General features: G+C 67.9%; 18 protein-coding genes and 1 tRNA gene. 10 read left to right on the forward strand and 9 right to left on the reverse strand.

The features are described 5' to 3' along the window. Positions 1 to 5: 5 nt before the first annotated feature. The 3 genes from rapZ to ACODRX_RS04805 are packed head-to-tail and all read right to left on the reverse strand — an operon-like array spanning position 6 to position 3,461. Positions 6 to 914, reverse strand: a complete 909-nt coding sequence (rapZ, locus tag ACODRX_RS04795) for an RNase adapter RapZ (protein WP_488869879.1) — start codon at positions 912 to 914, stop codon at positions 6 to 8. Further along, positions 895 to 2,562: a DNA repair protein RecN gene (recN, locus tag ACODRX_RS04800; protein ID WP_488869880.1), complete on the reverse strand. Its 1,668-nt coding sequence runs from the start codon at positions 2,560 to 2,562 to the stop codon at positions 895 to 897. The genes rapZ and recN overlap by 20 nt, the downstream gene beginning before the upstream one ends. Then, positions 2,559 to 3,461 (reverse strand): NAD kinase, encoded by a 903-nt coding sequence (locus ACODRX_RS04805; protein ID WP_488869881.1) that lies wholly within the window; start codon positions 3,459 to 3,461, stop codon positions 2,559 to 2,561. Before ACODRX_RS04805 ends, recN begins: the two co-directional genes overlap by 4 nt. A 28-nt stretch (positions 3,462 to 3,489) precedes the next feature. On the opposite strand from ACODRX_RS04805, the gene hrcA reads away from it, so the two are divergent. The 10 genes from hrcA (at position 3,490) to ACODRX_RS04855 (ending at position 13,676) form a co-directional block, all read left to right on the forward strand. Further along, the gene (gene hrcA / locus ACODRX_RS04810) at positions 3,490 to 4,494 is read left to right on the forward strand and encodes a heat-inducible transcriptional repressor HrcA (RefSeq protein WP_488869882.1); all 1,005 of its coding nucleotides are present in this window, start codon (positions 3,490 to 3,492) and stop codon (positions 4,492 to 4,494) included. A gap of 39 nt (positions 4,495 to 4,533) precedes the next feature. Further along, positions 4,534 to 4,612: transfer RNA gene (locus ACODRX_RS04815), tRNA-Ile, on the forward strand. A 184-nt stretch (positions 4,613 to 4,796) separates the two neighbouring features. Then, positions 4,797 to 5,051 carry a type II toxin-antitoxin system Phd/YefM family antitoxin gene (locus tag ACODRX_RS04820; protein WP_488869884.1) on the forward strand — a complete coding sequence of 85 codons (255 nt, stop codon included), beginning with the start codon at positions 4,797 to 4,799 and terminating at the stop codon, positions 5,049 to 5,051. Next, positions 5,048 to 5,476: a type II toxin-antitoxin system VapC family toxin gene (locus ACODRX_RS04825; RefSeq protein WP_488869885.1), complete on the forward strand. Its 429-nt coding sequence runs from the start codon at positions 5,048 to 5,050 to the stop codon at positions 5,474 to 5,476. The genes ACODRX_RS04820 and ACODRX_RS04825 overlap by 4 nt, the downstream gene beginning before the upstream one ends. Before the next feature lie 198 nt (positions 5,477 to 5,674). Next, a complete protein-coding gene (locus tag ACODRX_RS04830) occupies positions 5,675 to 6,205 on the forward strand; it encodes a GNAT family N-acetyltransferase (RefSeq protein WP_488869886.1) in 531 nt (176 codons plus the stop codon). Between the two features lie 179 nt (positions 6,206 to 6,384). Further along, positions 6,385 to 6,708: a helix-turn-helix domain-containing protein gene (locus ACODRX_RS04835; protein WP_488869887.1), complete on the forward strand. Its 324-nt coding sequence runs from the start codon at positions 6,385 to 6,387 to the stop codon at positions 6,706 to 6,708. A gap of 45 nt (positions 6,709 to 6,753) precedes the next feature. Continuing rightward, positions 6,754 to 8,055 (forward strand): type II toxin-antitoxin system HipA family toxin, encoded by a 1,302-nt coding sequence (locus ACODRX_RS04840; RefSeq protein WP_488869888.1) that lies wholly within the window; start codon positions 6,754 to 6,756, stop codon positions 8,053 to 8,055. A gap of 184 nt (positions 8,056 to 8,239) precedes the next feature. After that, complete coding sequence (locus ACODRX_RS04845; RefSeq protein WP_488869889.1) at positions 8,240 to 8,890, forward strand: DUF2760 domain-containing protein; 651 nt, start codon at positions 8,240 to 8,242, stop codon at positions 8,888 to 8,890. Between the two features lie 2 nt (positions 8,891 to 8,892). Beyond that, positions 8,893 to 10,791, forward strand: coding sequence for an Hsp70 family protein (locus ACODRX_RS04850; RefSeq protein WP_488869890.1), 1,899 nt, complete (start codon positions 8,893 to 8,895; stop codon positions 10,789 to 10,791). Positions 10,792 to 10,814: 23 nt separating this feature from the next. Next, a complete protein-coding gene (locus tag ACODRX_RS04855; protein ID WP_488869891.1) occupies positions 10,815 to 13,676 on the forward strand; it encodes an Hsp70 family protein in 2,862 nt (953 codons plus the stop codon). Here ACODRX_RS04855 and ACODRX_RS04860 read toward each other — a convergent pair. The 6 genes from ACODRX_RS04860 to ACODRX_RS04885 all read right to left on the reverse strand — a co-directional run bounded on the left by ACODRX_RS04860 (position 13,673) and on the right by ACODRX_RS04885 (position 20,730). Continuing rightward, a complete protein-coding gene (locus ACODRX_RS04860) occupies positions 13,673 to 14,470 on the reverse strand; it encodes an IclR family transcriptional regulator (RefSeq protein WP_488869892.1) in 798 nt (265 codons plus the stop codon). The genes ACODRX_RS04855 and ACODRX_RS04860 overlap by 4 nt on opposite strands. Before the next feature lie 62 nt (positions 14,471 to 14,532). Next, positions 14,533 to 15,297, reverse strand: a complete 765-nt coding sequence (locus ACODRX_RS04865; protein WP_488869893.1) for an enoyl-CoA hydratase/isomerase family protein — start codon at positions 15,295 to 15,297, stop codon at positions 14,533 to 14,535. Between the two features lie 16 nt (positions 15,298 to 15,313). Further along, positions 15,314 to 17,413 carry an acetate--CoA ligase family protein gene (locus tag ACODRX_RS04870; RefSeq protein ID WP_488869895.1) on the reverse strand — a complete coding sequence of 700 codons (2,100 nt, stop codon included), beginning with the start codon at positions 17,411 to 17,413 and terminating at the stop codon, positions 15,314 to 15,316. Beyond that, complete coding sequence (locus tag ACODRX_RS04875) at positions 17,410 to 18,558, reverse strand: CaiB/BaiF CoA transferase family protein (protein WP_488869897.1); 1,149 nt, start codon at positions 18,556 to 18,558, stop codon at positions 17,410 to 17,412. Before ACODRX_RS04875 ends, ACODRX_RS04870 begins: the two co-directional genes overlap by 4 nt. A gap of 1 nt (position 18,559) precedes the next feature. Continuing rightward, positions 18,560 to 19,528 (reverse strand): Bug family tripartite tricarboxylate transporter substrate binding protein, encoded by a 969-nt coding sequence (locus ACODRX_RS04880; RefSeq protein WP_488869899.1) that lies wholly within the window; start codon positions 19,526 to 19,528, stop codon positions 18,560 to 18,562. 47 nt (positions 19,529 to 19,575) lie between these two features. Next, positions 19,576 to 20,730 carry an acyl-CoA dehydrogenase family protein gene (locus ACODRX_RS04885; RefSeq protein WP_488869901.1) on the reverse strand — a complete coding sequence of 385 codons (1,155 nt, stop codon included), beginning with the start codon at positions 20,728 to 20,730 and terminating at the stop codon, positions 19,576 to 19,578. Between the last annotated feature and the right edge of the window lie 147 nt (positions 20,731 to 20,877).

A 20,877-nucleotide genomic window follows, 5' to 3' on the forward strand; every position in this document is an offset into this window, starting at 1 on the left:
GGCAGCTATGATTTTTGTGCCATCTCTGCGATCAGCTCCATCTCGCGGTGCCGCTGCACCGTTGTCCAGCCGGCGCTGAAATGGCGGGCCAGCTCGGCCGCCAGGTAGACCGAGCGGTGCTGGCCACCGGTGCAGCCGATGGAGACGGTGACGTAGCTGCGGTGGTTGTGCGCCATGGCGGTGAGCCAGCGGCCTGTGAACTGCACGATGTCGGTCTTCATCTGCAGCACTTCGGGCTGCTGCTGCAGGAAGTGGGCCACCGGCGCGTCGAGCCCGGTCAGCGGGCGCAGCTCGGGCTCGTAGTAGGGGTTGGGCAGCATGCGCACGTCGAACATGAAGTCCGAATCCATGGGGATGCCGCGCTTGAAGCCGAAGGATTGGAACACCAGCGTCATGCTGGTGGTGGGCGCCTGCATCAGTTGCTTGATGTAGGCCTGCAGCTGCGAGGCGCGAATCGACGAGGTGTCGATCACATGCGCCTGCTCGCGCAGCTCGGCCAGCAGCGCGCGCTCTTCGTCGATCATCTGCACCAGGGCCTTGGGGCCTTTTTGCAGTGCCTCGTTGGTCAGCGGGTGGCGCCGGCGGGTTTCGGAGAAGCGCCGGATCAGCGTGTCGCGCTGGGCATCGAGGTAGATGAGCTGCACCTGCGTGCCGGCAGCGCGCATGGCCTGGAGCTGCGCCGGCACCAGGTGCAGCGAGCTGGCGCTGCGCGCGTCGATGGCGATGGCGATGTGCTGGCCGTGCTGCCAGTTCTGCAGCGACAGCAGCGAGGTGAGCAGCTCGGGCGGCAGGTTGTCCAGGCAGTAGTAGCCCATGTCTTCGAGCGCATGCAGCGCGACCGACTTGCCGGAGCCGGCCATGCCGGTGAGCAGCACTACGTGCAGGGGCGGGGTTTCAGCGGCTGGCGTGGGCATCGCGTTCTCCGTACATCATTTCCAGCGCATGCGCGCGCGAGGTGGCGGATATCTTTTCGCCGCCGAGCATGCGCGCAATCTCCTCGACGCGGCGCTCGCCCGCCATGCCTTCGATGTGGCTGGTGGTGCCGCGGCCGCTGCGCTGCTTGGCTACCACGAGGTGGTGGTCGGCGCGGGCGGCCACCTGCGCCAGGTGGGTGACGGCCAGCACCTGGCGGTCGCTGCCGAGCTGGTGCATCACGCGGCCCACCGCATCGGCCACGGCGCCGCCTATGCCGGCATCGATCTCGTCGAAGATCAGCGTGGGTGCCTGGCCGAGGCGGCTGGTGGAGATGGCGATCGCCAGCGAGATGCGCGAGAGCTCGCCGCCCGAGGCTACCTTGGCAATAGGGCGGGGCTCGGCGCCCGGGTGGCCGGCGACCAGGAATTCCACCTCGTCCAGGCCGTCGGCGCGCGGCTCCCTGGCGGGGCTGACGGCGGCCTCGAAGCGGCCGCCCGCCATGCCCAGGCCCTGCATGGATTCGGTGATGGCGGCGGACAGCCGCCTGGCGCCCCGGGTGCGCAGCTGCGTCAGCTGGCGCGCGGCCTGCTGGTAGCGCTGGCGGCTGGACTGCTCGGCCTGGGCCAGCGTGTCCAGGTCGGCCGCCTGGTCGAGCGCGCTGAGTTCGGCGCGCCAGGCCTGCAGCAGCGGCCACAGCTCTTCGGGCGGGCGCTTGTAGCGCCGCGCCAGCGACAGCCACTGGCCCAGGCGTTGGTCCAGCGCGTCGAGCCGCTCGGGGTCGAGTTCGGCATGGCGCAGGTAGCCGCTCAGTGAATGCACCACGTCGTCGAGCTGCGCCAGGCTCGATTCCAGGGCCTCGGCCATCGCCGCGAACGAGGGCTCGACGTGCACCTGGCCCTGCAGCAGGTGCAGCGCGCGCGCGGCCTGCGCGGCGATGCCGGCGTCGTCGTCGCTCAGGATGGCGAGCGACTGCTGGGCCGCGTCCATCAGGGCCTGCGCGTGCGACAGCCGCGTGTGCTGGGCGTTGAGTTCGGGCCATTCGCCTTGCTGCGGCGCGAGCTTGTCCAGCTCGGCGATCTGCCACAGCAGCCGCTCGCGCTCGCGCTGGTTGTGCTCTTGCTGGCCGTGGGCCTGCTGCAGCGCCTTTTCTGCACTGCGCCAGGCGGTGTAGGCGCCGTGCACCTCGGCGGTGGCGGCGCCGGCGTAGGCGTCGAGCAGGCGGCGCACCGATTCGGGCTGCATCAGGCTTTGCCAGGCGTGCTGGCCGTGGATGTCCATCAGCTCGGGCGCCACCTGGCGCAGCTGGGTGGCGGTGGCGGGCACGCCGTTGATCCAGAAGCGGCTCTTGCCCTGCGCATCGATCACGCGGCGCAGCAGCAGCGCATCGCCGTCGTCGATGCCGGCCTCGGCCAGCCAGGGCAGCAGGCTGGGCGGGGTGTCGAACTCGGCCACGATCTCGGCGCGCTCGGCGCCCTGGCGCACCACGCCCGAGTCGGCGCGGGCGCCCAGCACCAGCTGCAGCGCATCGATCAGTATGGATTTGCCGGCGCCGGTCTCGCCGGTCAGCGCGGTGAAGCCACCGGCGAACTCCACCTCCATCTGCGCAACGATCACGAACTCGCGCAGCGCGATGCGCCTGAGGCTCATGACGGGAATCCTCCCTCGTTCCAGCCCAGCTTCTTGCGCAGCGTGGCGTAGTAGTTCCAGCCGCGCGGGTGCAGAAAGCGCGCCTTGTGCGGCGCGCTGCGCACCAGGATCCGGTCGCCGCGCAAAATGGAGGCGAGCGACTGCATGTCGAAGTTGGCCGCCACGTCGCGCCCGCCCATCACCTCGATGGAGATCTCCTCGGTGTCGGGGATGATGATCGGCCGGTTGGAGAGCATGTGCGGCGCGATCGGCGCCATGATCCAGCATGGCACCGTGGGGTGCACGATGGGGCCGCCCACCGACAGCGTATAGGCGGTGGAGCCGGTCGGGGTGGCGATGATCAGGCCGTCGGCGCGCTGGTGCGCAACGAACTGGCCGCCCACCTCGACGCGCAGCTCGGCCATGCCCGAGGTGCCGCCGCGGTTGACTACCACGTCGTTGAAGGCGAGCGCGCGGAACACGCAGTCGCCGTCGCGCATCACCCGCGCCTGCATCATCGAGCGCGATTCTTCCTCGTACTGGCCCGACATGATGGCCTTGAGCGGCTCGTGGTAGCCCTGCAGCGGGATGTCGGTCACGAAGCCCAGCCGGCCCTGGTTCACGCCCACCAGCGGGATGCCGTAGCGCGCCAGCTGCCGGGCCACGCCCAGCATGGTGCCATCGCCGCCCAGCACCAGCGCCAGGTCGCAGCGGGTGCCGATCTCGTCGACGTGCAGCACCGGATAGTGGTCCAGCCCGGTGAAGTTGGCGGTCTCGCTCTCCACATAGGCGCTGGCGCCCAGCGATTCCAGGTAGGCGGCCACCTCGGTGAGGGCGCTGATCGACTGCTGGCGCACCTCGGGGGAGGGCGGCGCATGGTATTTGCCTACCAGGGCGACATGATGGAAGTGGGGCTGCATGCACAAATTAGATCATTAAAATGCGGCAATGCTCGATGATCGCGCCCGGTTGTTGCTCAAAACGCTGGTTGAACGCTACATAGCGGACGGCCAGCCCATAGGTTCCCGTACATTGTCGCGGGCGCCCGGCCTGGCGCTGTCGCCCGCCACGATCCGCAACGTCATGGCCGACCTGGAGGAGCTGGGGCTGATCGCCAGCCCGCACACCTCGGCCGGACGCATTCCCACGGCCCGGGGATATCGCTTGTTCGTGGACACCATGCTGACGATGGAGCCCGAGCAGGCCATGTCGGCCGAGATCGCGCCCGAGCAGCCGCAGAAGGTGATCGCCAACGCGGCCAGCGTGCTGTCCGAGCTGTCGCAGTTCGTGGGCGTGGTGCTGGCGCCGCGGCGCAACAGCGCGTTCCGGCAGATCGAGTTCCTGCGCCTGTCGGAAAAGCGCATCCTGGTGATCCTGGTGTCGCCCGAGGGCGATGTGCAAAACCGGGTCATCTTCACCGAGTCCGACTATGCGCAGAGCCAGCTGGTGGAGACCGCCAACTACCTCAATGCGCATTTCGCCGGCATGGCGATGGACAAGGTGCGCGAGCAGCTCAAGCGCGAGGTGGAAAAACTGCGCGGCGAGATCGCGGCGCTGATGCTGCAGGCCGTGAATGTGGATGACGAAGGCGCCACCCAGACCCAGGACGAGCTGGTCATCGCCGGCGAGAAGAACCTGCTGGCGGTGAGTGACTTCTCGCACGACATGCACAACCTGCGCCGCGCCTTCGACCTGTTCGAGCAGAAGACGCAGATCCTGCACCTGCTCGACAGCTCCAACCGCGCCGAGGGCGTGCAGATCTACATCGGCGGCGAAAGCCAGGTGCTGCCGTTTGACGAGCTGTCGCTGGTCAGCGCGCCCTACCGGGTGGATGGCAAGGTCGTCGGCACGCTGGGCGTGATCGGCCCGACCCGCATGCCCTACGAGAAGATGATCCAGATCGTGGGCATCACCTCGCGGCTGGTGAGCAATGCGCTGAGCCATACGAAATAGGCCCTACAATAGAAAGCTTCACTGCAAGGTGATGGTGCCGGGGCCTTAGCTCATGCTTGGTTAGAGCAGCGGACTCATAATCCGTTGGTGCGCGGTTCGACTCCGCGAGGCCCTACCAAAAGAACATCTCAGGTTGTCTCAGAACCTCTCGAAACCCGCGTGCTGCATGGCATGCGGGTTTTTTCCTTGGCAGGTCGCCAGCAGCGTTTTCCTGCCTTCCGCCGGGGGGGGGGACTCGGCCGTTTGCCCGTTCATCAAGATTGTAGTAACGTAACTACATTAGGTGATTGCAGGAGATGCCCATGACCATCACAACGCTAACCAGCCGGGAGCTGAACCAGGACGTGACCCGGGCAAAGAAGGCGGCCAAGAGCGGCCCGGTGTTCATCACGGATCGCGGCAAGCCCGCGCACGTGCTGCTCAGCTTCGAGGACTATCAGCGGCTGACGAAGCAGCGGCGCAACATTGCCGATGCGCTGGCGATGCCGGGTGTTGCGGACATCGAGTTTGAGCCGCCGCGCGTGACCATTGGAGCCCGGCCGGCTGATCTCTCATGATGTACGTGCTCGATACCAACGTGCTGTCGGAGCTGCGCAAGGTACGGCTTGGCAAGGCCGATGCGAATGTGGCGGCATGGACGGAAAGCGTCGATGCCGCCGACCTCTTCGTATCGGCCATCACCATCATGGAGTTGGAGCTCGGCGTTTTGTCGATTGAACGCAAGGACGCGACCCAGGGGGGCATGCTGCGCTCGTGGCTGGAGCAGCACGTACTGCCCGAGTTCTCCGGGCGCACGTTGCCTATCGATACCGCTGTGGCGCAGCGCTGCGCTCGACTGCATGTGCCGGACAAGCGCGCTGAGCGTGACGCACTCATCGCGGCTACGGCGCTGGTGCACGGCATGACGGTGGTAACGCGCAACGTGGCTGATTTCCAGCCGACAGGTGTGGCCATCGCCAATCCGTGGGAGCCATCGCCATGACTGCCGACTGCCTGCGGGTTCAAGATCACCTTGCATGGCGGCACTCCAGCGGTACGGAGCTTGGTTTTGCCCACATTGAAATCAATCCCTTGGGCGCCGTGCCTCAGGCTTCTTTTTTGCCCGCATCTGGCTGCTCTGACCAAGACATGACCGCGTTTACGTGTCGCGCGAGATGCTTGGGCGCCAGCGGTTTTCCCCATGGCTTCCCTCATCTCCATCCATCCCGCTGATTCCAGCCATTTCGCAGCGCTGCGGGCCATCGAGCTGGCCTCGTTCGAGACTTTGCGCGTGGCGGGGGCGGTGTCTGGTGCTGCGGTGGCAAGCAGCGATGAAGACCTGCGGTGCTATCTGGGCGCCGGGTTGCTCTTGGCGGCTTTCAATGAAGGCGCGGAACCTGTGGGCTTTGCCGGCGCGAGCGTGGTGGACGGCTGGCTTCACATTGGCGAGATGGATGTGCACCCCCGCTGGCAGCGCCGGGGCATAGGCCGAAGCCTGCTGCAGGCGCTGCTGGCCCAGGGCCGGGCGCGGGGGCTGGCGGGGGCATCGCTGACCACCGACCGGCTGGCGCCCTTCAATGCACGGTTCTATGCGTCGCTGGGTTTTCAGATGGCGGAAGGCGATGCCTGTCCATCCCACTTGATGGATCTGCTGGAGCAAGAGGCGCTGCGCGGGCTGGACCCGGCCCGCCGCGTGGGGATGGTGCGGGGCTGGCCTGTGTGGGGCAGGTGATCGTGCGGCCCGCGGTGGCGTGGGGCGAACCGGCTATTTTGCCCACCAGCCTGCCCAATCCCAGCGGGCAGTTCTCCATGCTGCAGGCATTGCTGGATGCATGCATGGTGGAATGATCTGGCCTGCTTGCAATTTTTGAGAAGATCATTAAAGTATGCATTTATAGATGAATACATATCATGATGAACATTGCTGAAATGCTCGCCACCAGCCGCAAGGCAGCGCGGCTGAGCCAGCAAGAGCTGGCGCAGGCCGCGGGCCTGACACGGCTGACGGTGCAGCGCACCGAGTCGGGCGTGGTCGATCCGCGCCTGTCCACCGTGCAGGAAATGGCGCAGGCGCTGGGCCTGACGCTGATGCTGGTGCCGCACTCGGTGCGCAGCGAGGTCGAGGCCTTTGTGCAGTCTGGCGGCCGGGTGCTGGCCCAGCCCAGCGGTGCCGGGGCGCCGCCGTCGGTGGTGGAGGAGCTGCTGCGAAAGAGTTACGATAAGAATGAGCGCTAGGGTATGTCCAGCATGTGTGGGCAGCTATCTTTTTGAGAGGCCGTCATGAGCACCGCCATTCGCTACCTGCGCATGTACCTGCACCTGCCGGACCGCAGCCGGCGGGCGATCGGCTATCTGTCGCAGTACGGCGACATACTGCGTGCCTCGTTCGACGAGGACTATGTGCGCGACCCCCGCCGGCCGGCGCTGTCGCTGTCGCTGCGCGGCGCCGACGAGGCCGCGACCCAGGCCATCCTGACGGCCGCGCGCGACCACCGGCTGGTGCGTACCGATGGGCATTGGCCCAGCTACTTCAGCAACCTGCTGCCCGAAGGTCATAACCGCGAGCGGCTGGCGCGCGAGCGCCACTGCTCGCCCGATGACGAGTTCGAGCTGCTGGCCGCCGCGGGCCACGATCTGATGGGCGCGCTGGAGGTGGAGCCCGTGCCGCGGGACGAAGGCATCCCCGATGTGGTGCGCCACTGGCACACGGCGATGGGGCTCGATGTGCTGGAGCCAGGCTTCGTCGAGTCTCCGGTGGAGGACGCCGCCTCGCTGCCCGGCGTGGTCACCAAGTTCTCGGCCGTGTACGACGGGCGGCGCTACGCGGTCAAGAAGCACGGCCAGGCGGGCTCGTACATCCTCAAGCTGCCCACCAGCCGCCATCCCGACCTGGTGGCCAACGAGATGACGGGCTACCGCCTGGCGCAGGCGCTGGGCCTCGACTGCGCGCAGGCCCGCATCGTCGGCCGCGCCGAGGCCGAGCTGCCCGGGGCGGTGCCGTTCGAGCAGATCCTGGTGGTGCGGCGCTTCGACCGCGGCCCGGATGGGCTGCGCGTGCACATGGAGGAGTTCATCCAGGTGCTGGGCTACCCGCCGGGCCGCAAGTACGGCAGTGATCTGGCTGCCGACTACGGCAACATGCTGCGGGTGCTCAACGCCCTGTCTGCCAACCGCGTGGCCGACGTGCGCGAGTTCGTCCACCGCCTGGTGGCCTTCATCCTGATGGGCAACACCGATGCGCACCTGAAGAACTGGGCGCTCACTTACCCCGACGCGCACCAGCCGGTGCTGGCGCCGCTGTACGATCCGGTGTGCGTGAGCGCCTTGCTCCATGACGTGCCGCCCACCGACTATGGCATCAACCGCGCCATCGACCAGAAGCTGCGCGCCTTCGGCTGGGCCGAGCTGGAGGCGCTGCTGGCGCGCGCCGGGCTGGCGCGCATTCCCAACCACCTGCGCATGGCCAAAAAGCTGGTGCAGCAGGCCCAGGCCGACTGGCCCGAGCTGCTCAAGGACGCGCCGCCCCAGGTGCGGCGCGAGGTATCGCGGCGGCTGGCGGGCGGGGTTGCGTTGGCGAAATAGCCATGAAGATCGGAATTTACCGCGATGGCTATTGCGCTGTTTGCTATCAAATTTGATGACTTCCGAATGGAGTCGAGGGAATCCGGCAAATCGTTAAAATTTCCGCCCTGTAGCCGGCAGCTCCATGCCGGCCCCATAGCGCCGCATGCCTCGCCATGCGGCGCCTGCTTCTGAATACCCTGCCATGCATTCCCAACCCCCATCCTTTTTCAGCCGCATCGCGATCGCGATCGGCAGCTTCTTCGCCATTCTCGGCAACGGCCGCCTGGCTGGCGACGTGAGGCGCCTGCGCGGCGGTGAGGCCCTGGCCGCCGACGTGCCGCCCCAGGAAGTGCGTGTCGAGGTTCCGGTCGAGAAACTGGTCGAGAAGATCGTCGAAATCCGCGTGGAAGTGCCGGTGGAAAAGATCGTCGAGAAGACGGTGGAAAGGCGCGTCGAAGTACCCGCCGCCGGTGCCGCGGACACCGCCGCGCTGCAGCTGCTGGGCCTGCTGCAGCGCGAGGCCCGTTTTGTGGACTTCGTTCAGGAGGAAGTGGCTGCTTACACCGATGCCGAGATCGGCGCCGCGGCCCGCGTGGTGCACGAGGGCTGCCGCAAGGTGCTGCGCGAGCATTTCAGCATTCAAGCCGTGCGCGCCGAGCCCGAGGGCTCGCGCCTTACGCTGCAGAGCGGCTTTGATGCCGCTGCCGTGCGACTGACCGGCAATGTGGTCGGCCAGGCGCCGTTCACCGGCATGCTATCGCATCGCGGCTGGCGGGTGGCTGATGTGCGCCTGCCGCAGCTCACCGATGCCCAGGCCGCCAAGGTGATCGCGCAAGCCGAGGTGGAGCTGTGAGCATGGACCGCAACCCCGCCAAGTTCAGCATCGGCATCGACCTGGGCACCACGCATTGCGCGCTGTCGTGGGTGGACAAGTCTGCGTGCGACGGAGAAAACGTGGTGCAGGGCGTGCTGGACATTCCCCAGCTCACCGGGCCGGCCAGCATCGAGGCCAAGCCGCTGCTACCGTCCTTCCTGTACCTGCCGCACGAGAACGAGCTCAACGCGGGCGACATGGCCCTGCCCTGGAGCGCCCAGCTCGGGCAGCAGGATTTCGTGGTCGGCGAGCTGGCGCGCACGCGCGGCGCGGCCACGCCGATCCGGCTGGTGTCCAGCGCCAAGAGCTGGCTGTGCCATCCCGGCGTGGACCGCCGCTCGCCGCTGCTGCCGGCGGACGCGCCGCCCGAGGTGCAGCGTGTCTCGCCCCTGGCCGCCTCCATCCGCTATCTCTCGCACCTGCGCTGGGCCTGGGAGCAGGCCCATCCCGAGGCACCGTTCGAGCAGCAGGACATCACCGTCACCATTCCCGCCTCGTTCGACCCGGCCGCGCGCGAGCTCACGGCCGAGGCCTGCAGGGCCGCGGGCTACCAGCAGCTCACGCTGCTGGAGGAGCCGCAGGCCGCGCTCTACAGCTGGATCCAGGCCAGCGGCGGCCACTGGCGCAAGCAGGTCAAGCACGGCGACATCATCCTCGTGGTGGACGTGGGCGGCGGCACCACCGACCTGTCGCTGATCGCGGTGCTGGAGAAGGATGGCAACCTGGAGCTGCAGCGCGTGGCCGTGGGCGAGCACATCCTGCTCGGCGGCGACAACATGGACCTGGCGCTGGCCTATGGCGTGGCGCGCAAGCTCGCGGCCGAGGGCCGGCAGCTCGACGCCTGGCAGACCCGTGCGCTGGCCCATGGCTGCAGGGCCGCCAAAGAGCAACTGCTGGCCGACGAAAGCCTGCAGTCGGTGCCGGTGGTGGTGCCCAGCCGCGGCAGCAAGCTGATCGGCGGCAGCATCCGCACCGAAGTCACCCGCGCCGAAGTGCTGGCCATGCTGGTCGAGGGCTTCTTCCCCCGGGCGGCCATCGCCGACAAGCCCCAGAGCCGCGCGCGCGGCGCGCTCACGCAACTGGGCCTGCCCTATGCGCAGGACGCCGCGGTGACCCGCCACCTGGCCGCCTTCCTGAGCCGCCAGGCCGGCGCCACCGAGCAGATCGATGGCCTGCAGGGCACGCAGCCCGCGGGGGCCAGCTTCCTGCACCCCACGGCCATCCTGTTCAATGGCGGCGTGCTCAAGGCCGCGCAGATCGAGCAGCGCATTCTCGAAGTCGTCAACGGCTGGCTGGCTGCCGAGGGTGCAGCGCCCGCGCGCCTGCTCGACGGCGCCAACCTCGACCTAGCGGTGGCGCGCGGCGCCGCCTACTACGGCCATGTGCGCCAGGGCCGGGGCGTGCGCATTCGCGGCGGCACGGCGCAGAGCTACTACGTGGGCGTGGAATCGAACATGCCCGCCATCCCCGGCATGGAGCCGCCGATCTCGGCGCTGTGCCTCGCGCCCTTCGGCATGGAAGAGGGCACCGAGGTGGCGCTGGCCGCGCAGGAGTTCGGCCTGGTCGTGGGCGAGCCGGTGCGCCTGCGCTTTTTCGGCTCCAGCGTGCGCCGCAGCGATGCCGTGGGCACCATGCTGGATTTCTGGGGCCCCGAAGAACTGGTGGAGCTGCAGGAAATCGAAGTCCACCTGCCCGCCGAGGGCCGCAACAGCGGTGCAGCGGGGGGCGAGGTCGTGCCCGTCACCCTGCATGCGCGCGTGACCGACATCGGCACGCTGGAGCTCAATGCCGTGCCCGTGGGCGGCAGCGAGCGCTGGAAGGTGGAGTTCGATGTGCGGGCGCAGGCTTCCGCCGAAGACGCCGGGCCCGCGGCGTATTGATGCCCTGGCCTGAACCGCCTCACATGACGGCCGCGACTGGATGCACTTCTTTGGGCCTTGCTCGTCATGTAGTGGGCATAGACCTCGGCACCAGCCATACCGTCGTGGCCCATGCACCGTTGGGGGGCCTTGCCGCCGATATCGCCTTGCTGGATATCGCCCAGCGCAGCGCCGCCGGCGAAGTCGTTGCCCAGCCGCTGCTGCCGTCGGTGCGCTACCAGGCCGCGCCTGGCGAGCTGGGCGAGGCCTGGCGCGAGCCCTGGCCGCCGCAGGATGCCTCGCAGCAGGCGCCGGCCGTCATTGGCCGCTGGGCGCGCGAGTTGGGCACGGCCGCGCCGGGCCGGCTGGTGGCCAGTGCCAAGAGCTGGCTGTCGCACACCGGGGTCGACCGCACGGCGCCCATACTGCCCTGGGGGGCGGCAGAGGATGTGGCCAAGGTGTCGCCGCTGGCGGCATCGAGCTCGTATCTCGCCCATGTCAAGGCCGCCTGGGAGCACGCCCACCCCGAGGCTCCGCTGCGCGAGCAGACCGTGGTACTCACGGTGCCGGCCTCGTTCGACGAAGGCGCGCGTGCGCTGACGCTGGAGGCCGCGCAACTGGCCGGCCTGCCCGGAGTGCACCTGCTGGAAGAGCCCAAGGCGGCTTTCCTCGACTGGCTGGTGCTGCAGGGCGGGCAGCTCGCGGCCAGGCTGGCCGGCAGCCGGCTGGTGCTGGTCGTCGATGTGGGCGGCGGCACCACCGACCTGACGCTGATCCGCGTGGACGCCGCGCCCGATGGCGGCCTGCCCGTGCTCACCCGCACCGCCGTGGGCGAGCACCTGATGCTGGGCGGCGACAACATGGACCTGGCGCTGGCGCACCAGCTGGAGGCGCAGTTTGCTGGCGAAGGCCAGCGCTTGCCGGCCGCAAGATTTGCCCAGCTGGCGCAGCGCTGCCGCATTGCCAAGGAGCAATTGCTGGCTGCAGATGCGCCGCAAAGCGTGGCCGTTACCCTGCTGGGCGGCGGCAGCCGCCTGCTGGCCCAGGCGCGCAGCGCCACGCTCACGCGTGCGCAGGTGCGCCAATGGGTGCTGGAAGGCTTTCTGCCACCCGCGCAGATCGGCGCTGCGCCGGCCCGGCGCCAGGGCGCGCTGCGCGGCTTTGGCCTGCCATACCCGGCCGATGCGGCGATCTCGCGGCACCTGGCGCAGTTCCTGTCGCAGCATGCGGCCACGCAGCTGCCCGACACCGTGCTGCTCAACGGCGGCGTGTTCCATGCCCATGCCGTGGTCGAGAGGTTGACCGAACAACTCTCGGCCTGGCGCGGCAGCCCGGTGCGCGTACTGCACAACCCGCACCCCGACTGGGCCGTGGCGCGGGGGGCCGTGGCCCATGGGCTGGCGCGCTATCGGCCGGCGGTTGAGAAAAAAACTGCCCTGGCGAAGGCCAGCCTGCCTTTGCCGCAGATCGGCGGCGGCGCGGCGCGCAGCTACTGGCTGCTGCTGCCTTCCAGATCCGGCGGCCGCCCGCAAGGCATCTGCCTGCTGCCGCGCGGCACCGAAGAGGGCGTTCGCATCGTGCTGTCGGGCCGGCGCTTTGCGCTGCGCCTGGGTCAGGCCGTGCGCTTCAACCTGCTGGCCAGCAGCCGCGGCAACCAACCCGCGCAGGCGGGGCAGATCGCGGAAGTCGGTGGCGAAGGCTGGGTGGAGCTGCCGCCGCTGTCCACCGTATTGCCGGCGCCCGAAGGGCGCGGCGGCAAGGCCCAGGTCGAAGTGCAGTTGCAGGCCGGCATGACCGAGGTCGGCACGCTGGAGGTGCGCTGCGTGGCCGTGGAAGAGGCCGCGCAGTCCTGGCTGCTGCCATTCGTGGTGCGCGGCGCCGTGGATGCTTCCAATTCGATAGCTACTATCGCGCATTCAGAAAAGATTTCAGATATAAAAATATCTGAAATTAATGATGGTAAATCGCAGAAAGCTATTGATTTGATAGAGCGCATCTTCGGCCACCAGGCGCAGGAGATCGCGCTCAAGGAAGTGCGCCAGCTGCGCCAGTCGCTGGAAAAGCTGCTCGGCCCGCGCGAGGGCTGGGCGCTGGGCCTGCTGCGTGTGCTGTTCGATGCCTTGCTGGCCCGCGCCAAGCGCCGCCGCCGCACGCCGGAGCACGAGCGCGTATGGCTCAATCTTGCGGGCTGGTGCCTGCGCCCCGGCGTGGGGGCCGAGCTCGATGCCTGGCGCATGCAGCAGATCTGGGCGCTGTACGCCCAGGGCCTGGGCCACGGCAAGGAGGCCGGCAACTGGACCGAGTGGTGGGTGTTCTGGCGCCGCGTGGCGGCCGGCCTCGATGAGGCGCAGCAGATGGAGCTGCTGGAAGACGTGGCCGGCCACATGCAAAAGGCGGTGCAGCAGACCTGCAGAAGCGGCGGCAAATCGAGCCATGGGAGCTACGACGACATGCTGCGCCTGTTTGCGGCGATGGAGGCCGTGCCCTGGCAGTACCGCCAGGAAATGGGCCAGTGGATGCTGCAGCGCCTCAAGCGCCCCGAGGAGACGGTGCAGACCTGGTGGGCCATTGGCCGCCTGGCCGCGCGCCAGCCGCTGGCCGCCAACGCACACCTGGTGATGCCGCCCGAGGCGGCGCAGGAGTTTCTGGATGCCGCCCTGGCCCAGGACTGGCGCAAGAACGAAACCGCCATGTTCGCCGCGGTGCAGATGGCCCGCATGACCGGCGACCGCGCCCGCGACATCGCCGAGCCCTTGCGCGAGCGCGTGCTGCACCAGCTGCAGCAAGCCCAGGCGCCGGCACGCTGGCTGCAGCTGGTGCGGGAGGTCGCCGTGCAAGACGAGGCCGATGCCCGGCGCAGCTTTGGCGATGCCCTGCCGCCGGGGCTGCGGCTGCTGGGGGGCTAGGCGTTTGAGTAATCCAGCTGCACGGTGCCGCCGGAGATCGAATACGAGATGTCGCTGCAGCGCTGGCGCAGGTCCTCGCCGAGCGACTCCACGCCGATTTTGGAAAACTGTGCCGAGAAGCCCACCGCGCTCAGCGCCATCAGTGCCGAGCGCTGCGAGTCGAGAATGGGCGACGACACCGTGGTGATGCCAGAGACATAGTTGTCCACGTCCGACGCGTAGCCGATGCGCTTGACCTGCTCCACATCGCGCATATAGGCCTCGAAGCTCGGGCCGTTCTCCCAGCGGATGGCGCTCAGCTCCGTGCGCAGTTCGTCGGGGGGGAGCGAGGAGTAGGCTGCCATGCAGCGCCCGAGCGCCGCCAGGTACATCGGAAGCCGTTGGCCTATGCTCATGTGCACGCGCATGGTGGACGAGCTTTCCACCAGGTCGACCAGTACCACGCGGCCCTTGGTGCTGCGCTGCCACAGCGTGGTCGTTACCCGGTGGCGGCGCGCCAGCTCCTGCAGGTGAGGGCGCAGCAGCCGTACATAGGATGCCTGTTCCAGCGCGCCCTTGGCCAGCTCCACCATGCCCAGGCCGATGGCATAGGTCTTGGTGTCCTCGTCGAAGATCGCCAGCCCTTCGTGGACCAGCGTCTTCAGCAAATTGAAGCAGGTGCTGGCATTGATGCCCAGATCGCGCGCGATCCGCGTGACCCCGGTGGGCGTATCCGCGCTGGCCAGATAGCGCAGTATGCGCAACCCGGAGCTCAACGCTCCAACCAGTTTCTCGGGGGGGGAAGATTCGGCCATCAGGTGTGGAGGATTGGATAGTGGATGGTTATTCTACAAATGCCAAGCCACTCACTGGACTCTCAGTCAGCCCGCTGGCGCAGCCCTTCCAGGTAACTATTGATGCGTTCGCGCACGCCAGACGCCTGGAAGTTGGCGATCATCATCGGTGCCACGGTGGCCAGCTGCTGGCGCAGCGCCGCCGTGGCGGCACTTGCGCGGCGGCTGTCGCGCAGCGCCTGCAGGCCGGCTTGGCGGCCGATATAGTGGTTGACTCGGGCTGCCGCCGTGGCCGCAAAATCGGCTGCAGGCAGCACTTCTGCCACCAATCCCAGTGCCAGCGCTTCTTTGGCGCCGAGGCTGCCTGCGCCCAGGCACAGCCGGCTGGCCAGTGCCGGCCACAGGCGCGATTGCAGCACGGTCTCGACAATCACCGGATACATGCCGAAGACGAATTCGGGCGCCGAGATCTGTAGATCGTCGGCGGCCAGCACGACATCGGCCAACGCCAGCAGGATGGCGCCGCCACCTGCGGCTCGCCCGCGGGCGACGGCGACGATGGGAGCCTGGGACTGGGCCATTGCCTCGATCAGCGCCAGCAGCCCATGCTCCTGCTGCCGCAAAGCTTGCGCACCGGATACGAACTGGGCGATGTCTGCGCCGGCGCAGAACAGGCGCGGCGCGGCGCTGTCCAATACGATGAGATCGCCGCGTGCAGTGCCTTGCACGGCCTGGGCCAGTGCCTGCAGCATTTCTGCCGTGAGTGCATTGGCCTTTGCGGGGCGGTTCAGCGTCAGTCGCAGCAGCGGGCCTGTGCGTTGGATACTGATCGAGTCGGAATGTGCCATGTCCGGTGCGGCGGCTTCATGCGCCATGGCCGTCCTTCGCCAGTTCCACGACCGCGTCGAGCGCGAAGGCGCCTTGGCCCGCCGCCAGCAGCTTGACCGGGTTGATGTCGATCGAGGCCACCTGGGTACCCCATTGCAGTATGGCCTGGCCCAGGCGCACGGCCATGCGGCAGAAGGCCGGTACATCGGCCGGCGGCTCGCCGCGCACGCCCGCCAGCAAGGGCGCGATGCGCAGGCGCGCCAGGGCGTTGGCCACATCGGCCTCGGTGAAGGGCGGCACCAGCAGGCGCAGGTCCTGCAGGGCCTCCAGGTAGATGCCGCCGTCGCCCACCAGCACCACTGGCCCGAACACCGGGTCCATGCGCGCCCCCAATGCCAGCTCGCGCCCGCCGCCCAGCATGCGCGCTACCAGCACGCCGCTGCTGCGCGCATGCAGCGCGCGCAGCGTGGCTTCGTGGCGTAGTGCAGCATCCCGCACCTGCTGCGGGGAGGTCAAATTCAGTGACACCAAGCCATGCTCGCTCTTGTGCGGTACATCGGGCGAGCAACCCTTGAGCACCACCGGGCCGCCCATCTGCGCTGCCGCGGCCACCGCCGCATCGGCATCGGCGCACAGCGCGAAGGGGATGGTCTGGATGCCGATCGCACGCAGCAACTCCAGGCTGCATGCCTCGTCCAGCGGGCCGCCGCCGGCTGGCAGGGCCGGTGTCGAAGATGCCATGTCGGCAGTGTGCGCCGCCGAGGCCCGCAGCCGTTGGGCATAGGTGGCATAGGTATCGAGGGCCTGCAGCGCCTCGCGCTCGCGGCCGTAGACCACCAGGCCGCGCTGGCGGAAGGCTTCCCGCACCGGCTCCTGGTAGGCCGAGACGGCGATCGTGACCAAGCGCTCGCGCGCCAGGCGGGCCAGGGCATCGGCATAGCCGTTCACGTCATAGCCGCTGCCGGCAATGGGGAACGAAACCATCAGCAGGTGCAACTCCTCCTGGCGGGCCAGCACCTCGACCACGCCGGGGAAGAGCTGGCGGTCGGTCAGCATCGCGCCGGTCAGGTCGATGGGATTGCTGGCGCTGCTGAAGGCCGGCATCACCCGCTGCAGCGCCTGGGTTGCGGGCTCGGCAAAGCACAGCAGTGGCATGCGCAGCTCGTCCGCCGTGTCGGCGCCCATCACGCAGCTGGCGCCCGAGTTGCTCATCACCACCAGGTTGGAGCCCTGCGGCAGCGGCGTGCCCACGCACAGCGCGGCGATGGATATCGCCTCGTAGGGGTCGGTGGCGCGGATGATGTGGTGGCGCTCGAAGAAGGCGTCGACCACCCGGTCCTCGGTGGCCATGGCGCCGGTGTGCGAGGTGGCGGCGCGCTGGCCGTTGGCCGTGCGCCCGCCCTTGACGGCGATCACCGGCACGCCGCGCTCGACAGCGCGCGCGGCGGCGCGTGCCAGCGCCTGCGGATCGGCAAGCGCTTCGAGGTACATCACCACGGCGCGGATATCGGTGTCCTCCACCGTCTGCAGCAGCAGCTCGGCCGCGGTCACGTCGGCCTCGTTGCCGGTGGCATGCACATAGCGTGCATGCATGCCCCGGGCCTGTGCCAGCACGTAGACGGACTGTGTGGCGGCGCCGCTCTGGCCGATGATGGCTAGCGGCCCGTCCTGGCCGGGCTGCTCGTGGAAGATGGTGGAGAAGTTGGCGATGGCGCCATTGCGGAAGTTGGCCAGCCCCTGGCAGTTGGGGCCTACCAGGCGGGTGCCGCTGGCGCGGCAGGCGGCCACCATCTGCTGCTGCAGCAGCCGGCCTTCGTCGCCGGACTCGGCATAGCCCGATGCCATGACCACCACGGCTGCCACGCCAGCGGCCGCGCATTGCTGCACCAGCTCCAGCCCGCTTTGGCCTCCGACGGCGACCACCGCCATCTCTGGCACCTCGGGCAGTTGCGCCAGCGAGGCGTAGGCGCGCAGCCCCTGGATCTCGGGCCGCTGTGGGTTGACGGGGTAGATTCGCCCCTGGTAGCCATACTGCAGCATGAAGGCAATCGGCCGCCCGCCGACCTTGTGCGGATTGTCGGAAGCACCGAGCACTGCGATGGATGCGGGCGCAAACGCCTTGGCAAGCGGATTCATTCGTACTCCAGCTGGAATTCGGCGCACAACTGCGCCGCGTGTTCGTCGAGGGATGGGGCGCGGGGCAGCGGCGCGGTACTGGCGGTGCCGGGCATGCGCACGGCGGGCAGTTGCGCACCGCTGGCGCAGCGCAGCCACTGGAACAGGCCTGGTGAGCTGGCCTGGGCATCGGCCACGAAGCCGGCATAGTCGAGAATGGGCTGGCAAGGCACCTGTGCTGCCTGCAGCCGGCCAAGCGCATCGCCAAGAGCCATGGACTCCAGCGTTTGTGCAATCCGTTCGCGCAGTGCGGCCTGGTGCGTCTGGCGTGCCGGGGCATCGGCGAAATCGGATATTTCGACCAGGTCTCTCAAGCCGAGGGCTTGCAGCGCGGCCAGCACCTGGGTGTCATTGGCGGCGCTGATCGACAATGCGCCGTCTCGTGCCTGGTAGTTGCCGGCGATGGCAAAGGCCTCAAGGTCGCTGGAGGGGCCATTGACCAGCGTGTCGGCGATCTTGTAGGCCTGCAGTGCAGCCATTGCATGGGCGAGGTCAATCCGGACCCATTGGCCTGAGCCACAGGCTCCGCCGCGCCAGCGCTGCATCAGCGCAGCCAGCGTTGCCTGGTGGGCATAGAGGCCGCTGACGATGTCCACCAGCGCGATGCGCAGCCGCGGCATGCCGGGCACCGAGGTGGCATGCTGCGCGATACCGGCGTAGGCCTGCATCACGGTATCGGTGGCGGGTTGCCGGGCACGAGGGCCCTGCGGGTCGAAACCGCTGATGGAGGTATAGACCAGTGAGGGCCGTTCGGCGCTCAGATGTCCATAGCCCAGGCCCAGCCGGTCCATGGCACCGACGCGTGCATTTTCCACCACCACGTCGGAGCTCAGCGCCAGCCGCCGGGCTGCGGCTGCACCAGCCGGCGTCTTGAGATCGAGCGCAATGGACTGCTTGCCGCGATTGAAGCTTTCGAACATCACCGTGGAACTGCCTATGCGCCCGCCAGCGTATCGCAGCCAATCGCCGCCGGGCGGCTCCACCTTGAGCACGCGTGCTCCAAGCTCGCCCAGCAGGGCGGCGCAGTAGGGGCCGGCAATGCCCTGGCTCAGGTCGAGGACCGTCACGCCGTCGAGCGCATGGTTGATCATGGGGGGTACAGCCACTTCAGTTGCTTCTCAGATCCAGTTCCCCGACCATGCGCCGCCACACCTGCAGCTGCTCGCGCTGATATCTGGCAGCCTCTTCTCGGCTGGTCGGGGAGGCGACTATCCCGCTTTGCAGCAGCTTGCCGCGCACCTCGGGCATGTCCAGTACCTTGACAATTTCGGTGTTCAGCCTGGTCAGCACCGCGTCCGGCGTGCCCGCCGGCGCAGCCACCATCCACCAGCCCGACATGTCTGGTGGCGTGACCAGGCCCTGCTCGGCAAAGGTGGGCACGTCGGGCAGCAGCGGGTTGCGCTGGGCGATGGGCACGCCCAGGGCCTTCACCTTGCCGGACTGGATCATCGGCGTGGCCGAGGCCACGTCGGCCATCATCACTTGCACCTGGCCGCCGATCAGGTCGATGATGGCCGGCGGCGTGGACTTGTAGGGTGCATGGGTGATGTCTAGCCCATAGGTGTTCTTGAGAAAGCCGCCGTAGGCGATGCCGCCGGTATTGCCGCTGGCGTAGTTCATCTGTTTCGGATGTGCCTTGATGTAGTCGACCATCTCCTTGGCGTTGCGCACCTTGAGGCCGTTGTTGGCGATCCAGACATAGGAAACAGAGCCCGCCAGCGTCACATAGCGCAGGTCTTTCAGCGGGTCGTAGGGAACGCCGTCGGTCAGACCCCCGGGGCTGGCGGCCAGGCCGGCGTTGGTGGCCATTAGCAATGTATAGCCGTCGGGCGCGGCCTTGGCTGCCAGGTGCGTGCCCAGCGTGGAATTCGCGCCTGGCTTGTTGTCGATGACGATGGGCTGGCCCAGCGACTTCGCCAGCGGCTCGGAGATGACGCGTGCCATCAGGTCGGACGCGGAGCCCGCGGTGTAGGGCACGATCATGCGGATCGGCTTGTCGGGCCAGCCCTGCGCCTGTGCTGCCGCGGCGGCGGCGAGCGCGAGGGCAAGGAGGGAGCGGCGGGGCAAAGCAGTCATGGGGATGGTCTCCGGGGGGATCTGGAACGGGGAAAGGCGGGCGCGGCTCAGTCGACCGGCAGCCCGAGTTGGCGCGCGACGGCGCGCTGCTGGATCTCGACGCTGCCCACCGTGACCGGCGCGACCAGCGCATCCATGGCCATGCGCATCACCGGCAGCTCGGAGGTCAAGCCCCAGCCGCCACCGATGTGCAGTGCAGTCTGAGTGACGCGGGTGACGGCCTGGGTAACGAAAAGCTTGGCGGTGGACACGTCGAGGATCACCTCGCCGAGCGGCGCGCCCGCATCCCAGCGCTCGGCCGCCTTGTAGGTCAGCGTGCGCGAAGCTTCGACGTCGGCATGGGCCTGTGCAAGAGAGAAGGCAATGGACTGGTTGGCACCGATGGAGCGGCCGAACTGCTGGCGCGTGCGGGCATAGTCCAGCGCCCATTGCAGTGCCGACTGCATGTGCCCGAGCCAGCGTGCGCAGACCATGATGCGCTCGCGGTTGAAGCCGGCCATGATGGCCGCGAAGCCCGCATCCAGGCATGTGCCCTCGGCGACCCGCACCTGATTGAAGGCGACGCGGTAGGTGGGGGCGGGGCGGTTGACATAGGTGTCGATCTGGCTGGCCTGCACGCCGGAGGTCTCGCGCGGGATGGCGAAAAATCGCATGCCATGGCGCCCTTGCTCCGGATCGGTCTGCGCGAGCGTCACCAGGGTGTCTGCTACGCCGCCCAGCGTGATGAAGGATTTCAGCCCGTCTACGATCCAGCTGCTTCCATCGCGCGTGGCGCGGGTGCGCACGTTCTGTATGTCGTTGCCGGCCTCGGGCTCGGTGATGGTGATGGCCACCATGTGCTCGCCGGCGATCATGCGCCGCGCCAGCTCGCGGTGCGCGGGGCCGCCGTGCTCATACAGGATGGAGCCGGCCACGTTCTGCACCAGCACCGACACCGCCAGGTTGGGGTTGACCTTGGACATCTCCTCCATGGCGATGGCTTCTTCGTAGGAACCAAGGCCTGATCCACCGATGTCCTCGCTGGCGGTGATGCCGATCAGGCCGGCGCGTGCCGCTGCTACGTAGAAGTCGCGGGGAAAGGTCTTGGTGGCATCGGCCCGCGCCCAACGCGGGCCGATCTCCTTGTGCGCGAAGGCGCGGCACATGTCCCGGAAGGCTTCGCGGTCCACCTGGTTGACTGGGCGGCGGCTGCTGTCACTCATCAATGGTCTCCGAAAAATTCTCTATAAAGAATAGTATTTTTAATAAAGAATGATTGCAATATGGTTTTCCCTCATGCATCCGCGGGCGCTGCTGCTGTTTGCAAGGGAAATTTCTTCTTTTTATCTTTTATAAAAATCGCTCCGGGT

The organism is Comamonas sp. FG99 (assembly GCF_057808605.1).

Coding starts and splice junctions, on each gene's coding strand:
- rapZ (WP_488869879.1), bottom strand. CDS start 914: ATGCCCACGCCAGCCGCTGAAACCCCGCCCCTGCACGTAGTGCTGCTC.
- recN (WP_488869880.1), bottom strand. CDS start 2,562: ATGAGCCTCAGGCGCATCGCGCTGCGCGAGTTCGTGATCGTTGCGCAG.
- ACODRX_RS04805 (WP_488869881.1), bottom strand. CDS start 3,461: ATGCAGCCCCACTTCCATCATGTCGCCCTGGTAGGCAAATACCATGCG.
- hrcA (WP_488869882.1), top strand. CDS start 3,490: ATGCTCGATGATCGCGCCCGGTTGTTGCTCAAAACGCTGGTTGAACGC.
- ACODRX_RS04820 (WP_488869884.1), top strand. CDS start 4,797: ATGACCATCACAACGCTAACCAGCCGGGAGCTGAACCAGGACGTGACC.
- ACODRX_RS04825 (WP_488869885.1), top strand. CDS start 5,048: ATGATGTACGTGCTCGATACCAACGTGCTGTCGGAGCTGCGCAAGGTA.
- ACODRX_RS04830 (WP_488869886.1), top strand. CDS start 5,675: ATGGCTTCCCTCATCTCCATCCATCCCGCTGATTCCAGCCATTTCGCA.
- ACODRX_RS04835 (WP_488869887.1), top strand. CDS start 6,385: ATGATGAACATTGCTGAAATGCTCGCCACCAGCCGCAAGGCAGCGCGG.
- ACODRX_RS04840 (WP_488869888.1), top strand. CDS start 6,754: ATGAGCACCGCCATTCGCTACCTGCGCATGTACCTGCACCTGCCGGAC.
- ACODRX_RS04845 (WP_488869889.1), top strand. CDS start 8,240: ATGCATTCCCAACCCCCATCCTTTTTCAGCCGCATCGCGATCGCGATC.
- ACODRX_RS04850 (WP_488869890.1), top strand. CDS start 8,893: ATGGACCGCAACCCCGCCAAGTTCAGCATCGGCATCGACCTGGGCACC.
- ACODRX_RS04855 (WP_488869891.1), top strand. CDS start 10,815: ATGACGGCCGCGACTGGATGCACTTCTTTGGGCCTTGCTCGTCATGTA.
- ACODRX_RS04860 (WP_488869892.1), bottom strand. CDS start 14,470: ATGGCCGAATCTTCCCCCCCCGAGAAACTGGTTGGAGCGTTGAGCTCC.
- ACODRX_RS04865 (WP_488869893.1), bottom strand. CDS start 15,297: ATGGCACATTCCGACTCGATCAGTATCCAACGCACAGGCCCGCTGCTG.
- ACODRX_RS04870 (WP_488869895.1), bottom strand. CDS start 17,413: ATGAATCCGCTTGCCAAGGCGTTTGCGCCCGCATCCATCGCAGTGCTC.
- ACODRX_RS04880 (WP_488869899.1), bottom strand. CDS start 19,528: ATGACTGCTTTGCCCCGCCGCTCCCTCCTTGCCCTCGCGCTCGCCGCC.
- ACODRX_RS04885 (WP_488869901.1), bottom strand. CDS start 20,730: ATGAGTGACAGCAGCCGCCGCCCAGTCAACCAGGTGGACCGCGAAGCC.